This is a genomic window from Microbacterium cremeum, assembly GCF_015277855.1.
GTDB classification, from domain to species: Bacteria; Actinomycetota; Actinomycetes; order Actinomycetales; family Microbacteriaceae; genus Microbacterium; species Microbacterium cremeum.
Genome location: NZ_CP063812.1, coordinates 2,412,000 through 2,423,907, shown reverse-complemented (window position 1 = coordinate 2,423,907; position 11,908 = coordinate 2,412,000). Strand labels below are relative to the sequence as shown.

The following is an 11,908-nucleotide window of genomic DNA, read 5'->3' as shown; positions in this document are numbered from 1 at the left end:
GCAAGACCCGGAGGACATGCCCGATGCCACACTCCGCGGCATCCGATCGCGCCCGCGACCGGATCCACGCCCTGCTGATCGTGTGCGTGCTCGCTGTCGTGAGCATCGTGATCGCACTGTTCGGCGCGACGCCCGCCCGGGTCACCGCCCGCGAACTGCTCGGCGATCCCCGCACTCCGGGCGAGGCGGCGTTCATCGCGAGCCACCGCGGAGGAGCGGCGACCGCCCCCGAGAACACGCTGCCCGCCATCGCCGCCGCCCTCGACAGCGGCTTCGACTACGTCGAGGTCGACGTCGCCCTCACCGCGGACCGCCAGCCCGTCCTCATGCACGACGCGACCGTGGACCGCACGACCGACGGCCACGGCCGGCTGTCGGCGCTCACGCTCGCCGAGGTGCGCACCCTCGACGCGGGCGCCTGGTTCGACCCCGCTTACGCCGGCACGCCGGTGCCCACGCTCGACGAGTTCCTCGAGTCGCTGGCCGCGTCGGGCGCGCGTGCGATCATCGAGCTGAAAGGCGAGTGGGATGCCGAGGCCGTGACCGCCGCGGTCGCACAGGTCGCCGCGCGAGACCTCGAGCGCCGCGTCGCGCTGGCGAGCTTCGACGCGCGCACGCTGGCGCTCGTCGCCGCGGGGTCGGACGTCGTCTCGCGCCTGCTCATCCTGAAGAACGTGCCCGCCGACGTCGTCAGCGCCGTCGCGGAAGCGGGCGCGCGCGGCGTCATCGTCAGCCGCAAGGCGGTTCTCGACCGCCCGGCGATCGTCGACGAACTCCATGCCGCCGGGTCACGCGTCGTCGTGTACACACTGAACGACGACGAGTACTGGGATGCCGTGACGGCGCTCGGCGTGGACGGCATCGTGACCGACGACCCGCACACGCTCTCGGAGTGGCAGGAGGCCTACGCGCAGGTTCCCTGACCGGGCCGGGCCGCGGCGTGCCCTGAGTCCTCGGCGGTCGCCGCGTCGTAAGGTCGAAGTGCGCCGATCGGCGCGCGCGAACCGGAGGTGTCATGCGGCTGTTCGACGACGTTCGGGTGAAGCGGGTCACGGTGGCGATCGCCGCGCTCGCCACGGTGGCGCTGCTCGCGACCGGCTGCAGACCCGAGCCGTCCGGCACGCCCGAGCCCACCGCGTCGGCGACCCTCGACAAGCCGACGCCCGGCCCGTCGGTGTCTCCCATCGAGACCGAGCTTCCGGATGCCGGCTTCGACGTGCCCGCGTCGTGCGAGCAGATCTACTCGGCCGCCATGCTCTCCCGGCTGCAGTCCGAGAACCCGCCGCTGAACGACCCCGGCGTCACGATGCTCTCGACCGAGAACGCCGATCTCCTCGAGGTGATCCACAGCGGCGCCCCCACGCTGCGCTGCTCGTGGGGCCAGCCCAGCGAGTTCGGCCTGGCCACCAATGTCACGGCGATCGAGGCTGAGCAGGCGGCGGACATCGAGTCGGCGCTGCAGTCGGCGGGATTCGGATGCGAAGCGCTGGGCGGCGGCACCGTGTGCCGCATCGAGCAGCGCGGCATCACGCTCGATGACCAGGAGTACACGCGGGGCGAGACGCACTACCTCGGAGACGGTGCGATCGTCACCACCGCGTGGATCAACTTCAGCCCCGACGGGTACACCGAAGACATCGTCTCGACGCTCTGGAGCTGACTCCTCGGGCCGCCGCCGCGATCCCTTCCCCCGTTCCGCCGGGGAATCCGGCTAGAATGGGCGGCGGGGAATCCGCTGACGATGTCGCAGCTCGCAGAAGCGAGTGCCCGCGGCCGTCACGGCGCACCCCGATCCCGCGTTCGCGACGGCGTTCGCGCCGCCCGCGGGAGCACGCAAACCATCGGTGTCATCCGATCATCGCCGGGCCCGATCCGGCACTCACGCTCAGGAGGAGCATGCCGACCACGGCACCCGCCCAGGCGGCGCAGCGTCGCCGCAAGCCCTCGTCCGCGCGTCGCGACGACGAGGCCCCCATCATCCCGATCCTCGCCCGCAAGGTGCGCGAGGTCGAGGCCAAGGCCCAGCGCGGCAAGCTGGGACCCACCAACCGGGTCAAGTTCCAGGTGATCGCGTTCCTGGTGCGCGAGGAGCGCGCCCGAGTCAAGAGCGACGGTGAGCTGACGGATGCCGCGCGCTCCGAGCTGCTCAAGCGCCTCGACGGCGTCGCCACGATCCTCGCCAAGACCGCCGCGCGCGACACGTCGCTCATCCAGCTGCTCGAGGTCGACCAGGCCACGTCGCCGGTCGCGCGCCGCATGCGCCGCGACTGGCTGCTCGAATCGGGCGCCGAGCTGGCGCCGGACGAGCTCATCATCACCGACGTAGCCCCGGTCGCCGCCCCGGTGGTGCCGGCCGCTCTCGCCGAGCGCCAGGTGGTGCCGCCCCAGGTCGAGGCGCGTCGCGAGGCCAACCCGTTCCTCGCGCCCGACCTCTCGACCCGCGCGCCGAAGGAGACCCCGCGCCGGCGCCTCGACAGCTGGGAGCTCATGGGCCCGCTGTACAAGGCGTTCGAGACCGGCGCAGGCGGCGGCAGCGCCACGATGGACCTGCCTCCCGTCCCCGAGTTCGATCGCCTGTCGCCCCGCGGACTCGAGATCATGCCGCACCAGTCGCGGTTCCTCGAGGCCGTGCGCGACGGACACCGCACCTTCCTCCTCGCCGACGAGCCGGGCCTCGGCAAGACGGCGGAGTCGGTGCTGGCGGCATCCGTCGCGAACGCGTACCCGTTGCTGGCCGTCGTGCCCAACGTCGTGAAGATGAACTGGGCCCGCGAAGTGGAGCGCTGGACGCCGCAGCGCCGCGCGACCGTCATCCAGGGCGACGGTGAAGACATCGACGCGTTCGCCGACGTGTTCATCGTCAACTACGAGATCCTCGACCGCCACCTGTCGTGGCTCAGCTCGATCGGGCTGAAGGGCATGGTCGTCGACGAGGCGCACTTCATCAAGAACCTCACGTCGCAGCGCTCCCAGAACGTGCTGGCGCTGGCGACCCGCATCCGCGAGCAGGTGCGCGACCCGCTGCTGCTCGCCCTCACCGGAACGCCGCTCATCAACGACGTCGAGGACTTCGACGCGATCTGGCGGTTCCTCGGCTGGACCACCGGCGAGAAGCCCGGTCCGGTGCTCATGGAGAAGCTCGACGAGACCGGGCTCACTCCGGCCGACAAGGCCTTCTATCCCGAAGCGCGCGACGCGGTCATCTCGATGGGGATCGTCCGGCGCAAGAAGAAGGATGTCGCGGCCGACCTCCCCGACAAGCTCATCGCCGACCTCCCCGTCGAGCTCGACGACGAGTTCGGCCGGTCGATCCGGCAGGCCGAGCGCGAGCTCGGAGAGCGCCTCGCCGCGAAGTACCGCCGCATCATCGAGGCGCGCGGCGACCGCGGACTCGCTCCCGGCGAGGTGGACGACGACATCATCCGGCTCGTCGCGCACGGCGAGCTCGAGGAGTCGAAGGCCGCCGGCACGGGCTCCGAGAACGTCTTCACCATGGTGCGGAAGATCGGCCAGGCCAAGGCCGTGCTCGCGGCGGACTACGCCGTGCAGCTGCAGCGCTCGGTCGGCAAGGTGGTGTTCTTCGCCAAGCACATCGACGTCATGGACGCCGCCGAGGCGCACTTCGCCGCGGCGGGCCTCAAGACGGTCTCGCTCCGTGGCGACCAGGCGACGACGGCTCGCCAGCAGGCGATCGACGCCTTCAACAGCGACCCCGAGGTCGGCATCGCGGTCTGCTCGCTGACCGCCGCGGGCGTCGGCGTCAACATGCAGGCGTCGTCGAACGTCGTGCTCGCCGAGCTGTCGTGGACGGCCGCCGAGCAGACGCAGGCGATCGACCGCGTGCACCGCATCGGCCAGGACGAGCCGGTGACGGCGTGGCGCATCATCGCGGCGCACACGATCGACACGAAGATCGCCGAGCTCATCGACTCGAAGCAGGGGCTCGCGGCTCGCGCGCTCGACGGCGAAGCCGTCGACCCGCAGTCCAGCGACTCCGTGCAGCTGTCGGCGCTCATGCACGTGCTGCGCCAAGCGCTCGGCGCGGCGTAAGCAGTCACCGCGGCACGGCCGCGCATCCCGAGGCACAGCCCGGGGTGCGCGGCCGTCTCGCGTTGGCGCCCCAGAGGGGCGTGCGGCGGCCGGGTGCGGTCGCGTCGCTAGGGTGGCGGAATGACGCTCGACGCCGCGGCGCTCCTCGCCGGCCCACGCGGCCGTCGGCTGTGCTTGGAGTACGCCCGGGCCGCGGCGTCCCGCGCCGGGAGCAGGTCGGCGCAGGATGCCGCGACCGCCGTGGGCTGGGCGCAGTACGCGCTCGAGGAGGGCGCTGTCGCCGTCCTTGTCATGCGTTCCGACCCCGATCCGTTCACGCCGCCCCGGGTATCACCGGAGGAAGCCGCAGCAGCGCTCACCGGCATCTCGATCGACACTCCCGCCTGGCCGACCCTGCGCGAAGCGCTCGCGGTGTCGGTCGACACCGCGCGGTACTGGCAAGAGCCCGACGGCGCTGATGCCCTCGCCGCGACCCCCGCCTTCCGCACGGCGCTCCGCCGCGTGGCCGAGGTCATCGTCGCAGCGCCGGACACGCGCTGGTGGGAGAGCCCGCTCGATCTGCACGACCAGTGGGCGGTGGCGTGGGAGGGCGCTGGGCGGCTGTCCGCCGATCCCGCCGGCGAGCTGGCGGCATGGCGCGTGAGCGTGGCGGACGACGACGCCCGAGCCGGCGTCGAGCGGCCCGCTGATCCGACCGCTCCCTGGAGCGGGTGGTGGTGGTCGATCCCTCCGCACGCGCTGCCGCGCACCTCGCGGCGGCTCGGCGACGACGGTCCGGCTGGCCTGTGGTTCGTCGAGGATTTCCACGGCGGCGACGAGGCGACGGCGGTGCCCGTCGATGCCTACCCGGCCCGCGTCATCGAGATCGGCACCCCGGAGGACTGGGCGGATCTGTGCCGGCGGCATCCGATCGACGTCACCGCTTCGCGACGACACGACTGGTACCGCGTGACCGGCCGCGACGGCCGGTGGGTGGTGCCCGACTGGTCCTCCGTGGCCCGTGAGGCCGACGGCGTGCACCTCAGCGTCGCGGGGTACCTCACCGCGGCGACTCGCCTGATCGAGATCGATCATGAGACGGGGTCGGTGATCGCGGGGTGGAACCCCGACGAGACGTTCTGGTTCCGCGGCGTCTCGGCGCGGCCCGCGGACCAGGAGAGGTGGCGGCGCGACCGCGACGTCTGGCGACGCGTCGGCGCGTGAAGGCTCTGCCGACCAGGGCGTCGACGGCTCGGGCCGCTCCGTGTGGCAGGCCGCGGCATCCGGCACTAATGTCGGGTGAGGCAGCGTCGCCGACTCTCTTCACCCGACAGCGAGGAACACAGCTATGAAGATCGGCATCCTGACGAGCGGCGGCGATTGCCCCGGACTCAACGCGGTCATCCGCGGCGTCGTGCTCAAGGGTACGACGACGTACGACCTCGAGTTCGTCGGCATCCGCGACGGCTGGCGGGGTGTCGTCGACGGCGACTTCTTCCCGCTGACGCGCCACGAGGTCAAGGGCCTGTCGAAGGTGGGCGGCACGATCCTCGGCACCAGCCGCACCAACCCGTACGAGGGCCCCCGCGGCGGCGCCGAGAACATCGCCAAGACGTTGTACGGCCACCGCATCGACGGCATCATCGCGATCGGCGGCGAAGGCACGCTGGCCGCGGCCAACCGACTCTCGAACGACGGCATCAACGTGCTCGGCGTTCCCAAGACGATCGACAACGACCTGCGCGCCACCGACTACTCGTTCGGCTTCGACACCGCCGTGAACATCGCCACCGACGCGATGGATCGCCTCCGCACCACGGGCGACTCGCACCAGCGGTGCATGGTCGCCGAGGTCATGGGCCGCCACGTCGGCTGGATCGCCCTGCACGCGGGAATCGCCGCAGGCGCCCACGCGATCTGCATCCCCGAGGTGCCCCTCTCCATCGACGACATCACCGAGCTCGTCACCCGGGCGCACGACCGCGGTCGCGCGCCGCTCGTCGTCGTGTCGGAGGGCTTCAAGCTCAAGGGGCAGGACGAGGCTTACTCCGACAAGGGGCTCGACGCCTTCAACCGTCCGCGCCTCGGTGGGATCAGCGAGGTGCTCGCGCCCGAGATCGAGCGCATCACTGGCATCGAGACCCGGGCGACGGTGCTCGGTCACATCCAGCGCGGCGGCTCGCCGTCCGGCTTCGACCGCGTCCTCGCCACCCGCCTCGGCCTGCACGCCGCCGATGCGATCGTCGACGGCGCGTGGGGTCAGATGGTGGCGCTGCGCGGCATCGACATCGTCCGCGTGCCGTTCGCCGACGCGCTGGGTGAGCTCAACAGCGTGCCCCTGTACCGCTACGAAGAGGCCGCAGCCCTCTTCGGCTGATCCTTGACCGGATGCCTCGCTCCGAGGCATCCGTCGCCCCCCGCCCCTCGCCCCGACTCTCACAGCCTCCGCGCCGCGCGCCCAGGCCCGCGCCGAGCTCTCACAGCCTCCGCGCCTCGCGCCGCGCGCGTGCCCTGGCACCTCCGTGCGCCCCGCGCCCGTGCACCTCCGTGCGCCCCCGCGCGCTCTCCGAAATCAGGACATCTGGCGGAGACAGGACGTTTCCGCGCCGAAGATCCTGCTTTCGTCAGATGTCCTGATTTCGGAGAAGCGCGGGGCGGGATCAGGAGAAGAGCGGGGCCGGATCGGAGTAGCGCATGGCGGGATCAGCGAACGCGTCGCTGATGGGCGCCCTGCGCGATGGCTGTCAGGATCGTCTCGACCACATACGGCCAGTCGAACAGCACCTGGTGATAGTCGAATCGGAGCACGATGTAGCCGCGAGCGATCAGCCGCGCGTCGGCTTCGAGATCACGCCGTCGATCGGCCGCGCTGCTGTGGTGCGCGAAGCCGTCGATCTGAGTCACGAGCGACGTGCCGATGAGTCCGTCGACGGGGCGGCTGTCGATCCACACCTGCTGCCGTACGGACACTCCGGTGCGGCGCAGTCCGTCGACGAAGACGGTCTCGAGCCCTGAATCCGATAACGAGGAAGCGACAGCCGCCAGTTCGGCGGCCTGCGTGCTCCGCCAGGCCACGCGCTCGAGCACTTCGGCATCCACGGCCTTCTTCCGTATTGCGGATTCCCACACCGCCAGTGCGTCGCGTCTCGATAGGCAGTGCGCGACGTGGAACAGGACGTTGAGGACGGGATCCGCGTTGTCGTTGCGGCCCACCGGTGCCGGGCCGCGCCCCCAATGCAGGCGCAACTCTTTGGACATGACCCGCGCGGCGGTGGACGCGATGGCGACATGGACCCTCTCGTCCGCCCGAACTCCGGTCGGCGTCCAGAAACCGGCCAGCGCGGCGGCGCTCACGCACGTGACCCTGCCGCTCACCGTCGCTGCAGCCCGCCGTCGGGGATCGCAGTCGGGCGTGACCAGCCACGAACGTCGCACCCGCTCGATCGCACCGGCCCGCACCGCCGCCGCGATGTCGTACACGGTGAAGCCGGCCGCGCGCGCATCGGAACTGTGCAGGACGCCGGAGTTGCTCCGGACCCGCTGCGCGACTTCTGCTCGTCGCGGGCGCGGCCGTGGACGGATATGGGATGTGTTCGACATGCCGACGATTCTTCGGGCCCGCGGAAGCCGTCTGCTGCCGATGCCGCACACCTGTGCGCAACTGCGCCGTCGTCCCCGTTGTGGAGGAGCCGAACTCGGCGCCACCTCTGCCTCGCGTCATCGCGAGAACAGGACATCTGGCGGAGGCAGGAGGTTTCGGCGCAGAAACGTCCTGCGTTCGCCAGATGTCCTGATTTGGCAAAGAGGTCAGGACGAGCGAGGCAGGGGAGAGGCGGGGCGGGAGCGCGGCGGGGCGGGAGCGCGGCGGGGCGGTACTGCGGGGGGGGTCAGGCGTCGGCGACGCCGAGGACGTCCAGCAGCCAGGCGAGCTCGAACGCGCGCTCGCGCCACGCGTTGTAGCGGCCCGAGACGCCGCCGTGGCCGGCGACCATCTCGCACTTCAGCAGGGCATCGGCGCCGACCTCGCGCAGACGCGCGACCCACTTCGCCGGCTCGACGTACAGCACCCGGGTGTCGTTGAGCGAGGTGACGGCGAGGATGCGGGGGTACGAGGCATCCGTTCGCACGTTCTCGTAGGGCGAGTAGGACTTCATGTAGGCGTACACGTCGGGGTCGTGCAGCGGGTCGCCCCACTCGTCCCACTCGATGACGGTGAGGGGCAGCGACGGGTCGAGGATCGTCGTGAGGGCGTCGACGAACGGCACGTCGGCGAGGACTCCCGCGAACAGCTCGGGCGCGAGGTTCGCGACGGCTCCCATGAGCAGCCCGCCCGCCGAGCCGCCCTCTGCCACGAGCTGCGATGCCGACGTGAAGCCGTTGTCGACGAGGTGCTGCGCGCAGTCGACGAAGTCGGTGAAGGTGTTGCGCTTGCTGAGCAGCTTGCCGTCCTCGTACCACTGGCGGCCCATCTCGCCGCCGCCGCGCACGTGGGCGACGGCGAAGACGACGCCGCGATCCAGCTCCGACAGGCGCGGCACCGAGAAGCCGGGCTCGATCGAGTGCTCGTACGAGCCGTAGCCGTACAGGTGCAGCGGGCGGGGCGCGGCGCCGGCGTCTCCGAACGAGCGCTTCCAGACGAGAGAGATCGGGATCTGCGCGCCGTCCTGGGCCGTCGCCCACACGCGCGCCTGGGCGTAGTCGCCGGACTCGTAGCCGCCGAGCACCGGCTGGCGCTTGCGGAGGTGAAGCTCGCGGGTCGCGACGTCCAGGTCGTAGACGGTGCCGGGCGTCACGAACGAGCCGTAGCCCAGCCGCAGCATCGGGGGAGCCCACTCGGGGTTGCCGCCGGTGCCGACCGAGTACAGCGGCTCGTCGAATTCGATCTCGCTGACGTCGCCGGTCGCGTAGTCGAGCAGACCGAGGCGCGCGAGGCCGCCGCGCCGGTAGCCGACGACGCCCCAGTCGCGGAACGTCGACACGCCCAGCAGCCGCTCGCCGGGACGGTGCGGGATCACGACCTCGCGGGCGCCGGAGGGGTCGGATGCCGCGACCCGCACCAGTTCGAAGTCCAGGGCGCCGTCGTTGTGGAGGACGAACAGCACGTCCTCGCCGTCGACGACCGCGTGCTCGGAGTCGTACTCGACGCCCTCCGTGCGCGGCCACACCACGCGCGGCTCGCCACGCAGGTCCGAGGCATCCAGCAGCCACTCCTCGGAGGTGATCGACGATCCGAGCCCGATCACGAGGTAGCGGTCGCTGCGGGTAAACCCGGCGCCCACCCAGAACCTCTCGTCGGGCTCGTGGAAGAGTCTCACGTCGTCCTCGACGGGCGTTCCGAGCTCGTGCAGCCACACCGTGTCGGGACGCCAGGCGTCGTCGACCGTCGTGTAGACGATGAAGCGGCCGTCGGGCGAGAAGGTGGCGCCGGCGAAGGTCCCGGGGATCTCGTCGGGCAGCTGCTCGCCCGTGACGAGGTCGCGCACGCGCACGGTGTACCTCTCGTCGCCGGCGACGTCGACGCCGAAGAGCATGAGGTGCCCGTCGTCCGAGACCTCGAAGCTGCCGAGCGAGAAGAACTCGTGGCCCTCGGCTTCGACGTTGTTGTCGAGCAGGATCTGCTCACCGGGCACCGGGGCGTCGGGGGAGAGCTCGGGAGGGGTCCAGTCGTCGGGAGAGGACAGGGGAGCGCGGCACTGGATGCCGTACTGCTTGCCCTCGAGGGTGCGGCCGTAGTACCACCACTGGCCCCGGCGGGTCGGCACCGAGAGGTCGGTCTCGAGGGTGCGGCCCTTGATCTCGTCGAAGATCCGCTCGCGCAGGCCCTGGAGGTGCGCGGTGCGCCGGGCGGTGTAGGCGTTCTCTGCTTCGAGGTGTTCGATGACCGCGGCGTCCTCCTTCGCGCGGAACCACTCGTAGCGGTCCTCGACGTCGTCACCGTGGTGCGAACGGATCACCGGGCGGGTCTGGGCGACGGGTGCGGGCGGGAGGGCGGACGTGTCGTGGGCGGTCACGGTGTCCACGGTAGTCGCCCGCGGCGAGGGTGCGTCCGCGCCGGTGCCGCGCGTGAGTTGACCGCTCGGGCAGCCGTTGTAGGATTCTTGCTGGCCGGTTGCCGGTTCCTGAACAAAAGGTGAACTGTTCGTTCGTCACGCCGATCCCGTCGGCATCCACACCCCACCCCTCACGGAAAGCGAACGGTGGAAACCGCAACCCTCATCATCGTGCTGGTGATCGTGCTGGCGCTGTTCTTCGACTTCACGAACGGATTCCACGACACCGCGAACGCGATGGCGACGCCCATCGCGACCGGCGCACTGAAGCCCAAGACGGCCGTGCTCCTGGCAGCCATCCTCAATCTCGTCGGCGCGTTCCTGTCGACGGAGGTGGCCAAGACCATCTCGGGCGGCATCATCCGGGAAGACGACATCTCGGCATCCGTCTTCCCCGCCGTCATCTTCGCCGGCCTGATCGGCGCGATCACCTGGAACATGCTGACGTGGCTGCTGGGCCTGCCGTCGTCGTCTTCTCACGCGCTGTTCGGCGGCCTCATCGGCGCCACGATCGTGGGCGTCGGGTTCATGGCGATCGACTTCGGCGTCGTCATGTCGAAGGTGATCCTCCCGGCGGTGATCGCGCCGCTGACGGCGGGTGTCATCGCCTTCACGGTGACGAAGCTCGCCTACGCGCTCACGCGGCGATACGACAGCAAGCCCGACGGGCGCGACGGCTTCCGCTTCGGGCAGATCTTCACGTCGTCGCTCGTCGCGCTCGCGCACGGCACCAACGACGCGCAGAAGACGATGGGCGTCATCACGCTCGCGCTCATCACGGCGGGCTGGCAGTCCTCCTCCGACGCCGACCCTCAGACGTGGGTCATCTTCGCGTGCGCGATCACGATCGCCCTCGGCACCTACATGGGCGGCTGGCGCATCATCCGCACGCTCGGCAAGGGCCTCACCGACGTCAAGCCGGCGCAGGGCTTCGCGGCCGAGAGTTCGACCGCAGCGACCATCCTGGCCTCGAGCGCCCTCGGGTTCGCGCTGTCGACGACGCAGGTCGCGTCGGGGTCGGTCATCGGGTCGGGGCTCGGCCGCCGCGGCTCGCAGGTGCGCTGGCGCACTGCCGGTCGCATCATGATCGGCTGGGTGCTGACACTCCCCGCGGCCGGTGCGGTGGGCGCCGTCGCCGCGTTCATCGCCGTGTCGCTCGGCTTCTGGGGCATCATCATCGACGCGGTGCTCGCGGTCACGATCATCCTGGGCCTGTTCCTGCGCTCGCGCCGCAACGCCGTGACCGCGGCGAACGCGATGAGCGAGGTCGCCGAGTCCGGGCGCGCGGTGAAGGTCAAGCGCAATCCGCCGCCCACGCGCCGGCAGCGCGCGATCGCGCGCGAGGAGGCACGCCGTCGCGCCGCAGACGAGGCCGCCGCGAAGAAGGCGGCCAAGGCCGAGAAGGCCGCGAAGGCGGCGAAGGCGGGCAAGGCGGCGAAGGGCGCGCCCGCCGCGGAACCGGCGCCCACCGCGCCGAACGAGGGAGGCGAGCGATGATCGTCATCAACTGGCTGGCGTTCGTGCAGGTCTTCCTCGCCGCGCTGACGGCCGCCGTGCTGGTGGTCGGCTTCTACGCCCTCGGGCTGCGTCTGCTCGTGCGAGCCGGCCGGGCGCCCGTGGTCGCGCCGGTCGAGTTCACCGACGCGATCACCGTGATCTCCGAGAAGGAAGCGCGCCGGGCCGAGAAGGCGGCGGCGAAGGCGGCCAAGCGCAGCCCGCTCACCGAGGCGCAGAAGCGCGTCGCGCTCATCGGCGCGTATGTGTGCTTCGCCGTGTGCGCGGCGGCAGTGGTCGTCGGCATCCTGCTCATCGTCTTCAACCACTGAGCC

The 11,908-nt window shown here is 71.0% G+C and carries 9 protein-coding genes; 7 read left to right on the top strand and 2 right to left on the bottom strand.

The genetic code is table 11. The features are described 5' to 3' along the window. The first annotated feature begins 23 nt into the window (after positions 1-23). The 5 genes from IM778_RS11070 to IM778_RS11050 all read left to right on the top strand — a co-directional run bounded on the left by IM778_RS11070 (position 24) and on the right by IM778_RS11050 (position 6,406). On the top strand, positions 24-923 hold the full coding sequence (locus IM778_RS11070) for a glycerophosphodiester phosphodiesterase (RefSeq protein WP_194408948.1): 900 nt from the start codon (positions 24-26) through the stop codon (positions 921-923). Between the two features lie 92 nt (positions 924-1,015). After that, positions 1,016-1,660, top strand: coding sequence for a hypothetical protein (locus IM778_RS11065; protein WP_194408947.1), 645 nt, complete (start codon positions 1,016-1,018; stop codon positions 1,658-1,660). Positions 1,661-1,896: 236 nt separating this feature from the next. Beyond that, positions 1,897-4,050: a DEAD/DEAH box helicase gene (locus tag IM778_RS11060; RefSeq protein ID WP_194408946.1), complete on the top strand. Its 2,154-nt coding sequence runs from the start codon at positions 1,897-1,899 to the stop codon at positions 4,048-4,050. 120 nt (positions 4,051-4,170) lie between these two features. Then, complete coding sequence (locus tag IM778_RS11055; protein WP_194408945.1) at positions 4,171-5,253, top strand: hypothetical protein; 1,083 nt, start codon at positions 4,171-4,173, stop codon at positions 5,251-5,253. A gap of 124 nt (positions 5,254-5,377) precedes the next feature. After that, the gene (locus IM778_RS11050; protein WP_194408944.1) at positions 5,378-6,406 is read left to right on the top strand and encodes an ATP-dependent 6-phosphofructokinase; all 1,029 of its coding nucleotides are present in this window, start codon (positions 5,378-5,380) and stop codon (positions 6,404-6,406) included. A gap of 326 nt (positions 6,407-6,732) precedes the next feature. Here IM778_RS11050 and IM778_RS11045 read toward each other — a convergent pair whose 3' ends face one another. Further along, on the bottom strand, positions 6,733-7,680 hold the full coding sequence (locus tag IM778_RS11045; protein ID WP_228484509.1) for an endonuclease domain-containing protein: 948 nt from the start codon (positions 7,678-7,680) through the stop codon (positions 6,733-6,735). 236 nt (positions 7,681-7,916) lie between these two features. Beyond that, positions 7,917-10,040, bottom strand: a complete 2,124-nt coding sequence (locus tag IM778_RS11040; RefSeq protein WP_194408943.1) for a S9 family peptidase — start codon at positions 10,038-10,040, stop codon at positions 7,917-7,919. A gap of 186 nt (positions 10,041-10,226) precedes the next feature. On the opposite strand from IM778_RS11040, the gene IM778_RS11035 reads away from it, so the two are divergent. Both IM778_RS11035 and IM778_RS11030 read left to right on the top strand, forming a co-directional pair. After that, positions 10,227-11,576, top strand: a complete 1,350-nt coding sequence (locus IM778_RS11035) for an inorganic phosphate transporter (RefSeq protein ID WP_194408942.1) — start codon at positions 10,227-10,229, stop codon at positions 11,574-11,576. Then, positions 11,573-11,905 (top strand): peptidase, encoded by a 333-nt coding sequence (locus IM778_RS11030; RefSeq protein WP_194408941.1) that lies wholly within the window; start codon positions 11,573-11,575, stop codon positions 11,903-11,905. Before IM778_RS11035 ends, IM778_RS11030 begins: the two co-directional genes overlap by 4 nt. The last annotated feature ends 3 nt before the right edge of the window (positions 11,906-11,908 follow it).

Excerpts from the sequence above, each read along its gene's own strand:
- IM778_RS11070 (WP_194408948.1), top strand. The coding sequence starts at position 24 with ATGCCACACTCCGCGGCATCCGATCGCGCCCGCGACCGGATCCACGCC.
- IM778_RS11065 (WP_194408947.1), top strand. The coding sequence starts at position 1,016 with ATGCGGCTGTTCGACGACGTTCGGGTGAAGCGGGTCACGGTGGCGATC.
- IM778_RS11060 (WP_194408946.1), top strand. The coding sequence starts at position 1,897 with ATGCCGACCACGGCACCCGCCCAGGCGGCGCAGCGTCGCCGCAAGCCC.
- IM778_RS11055 (WP_194408945.1), top strand. The coding sequence starts at position 4,171 with ATGACGCTCGACGCCGCGGCGCTCCTCGCCGGCCCACGCGGCCGTCGG.
- IM778_RS11050 (WP_194408944.1), top strand. The coding sequence starts at position 5,378 with ATGAAGATCGGCATCCTGACGAGCGGCGGCGATTGCCCCGGACTCAAC.
- IM778_RS11030 (WP_194408941.1), top strand. The coding sequence starts at position 11,573 with ATGATCGTCATCAACTGGCTGGCGTTCGTGCAGGTCTTCCTCGCCGCG.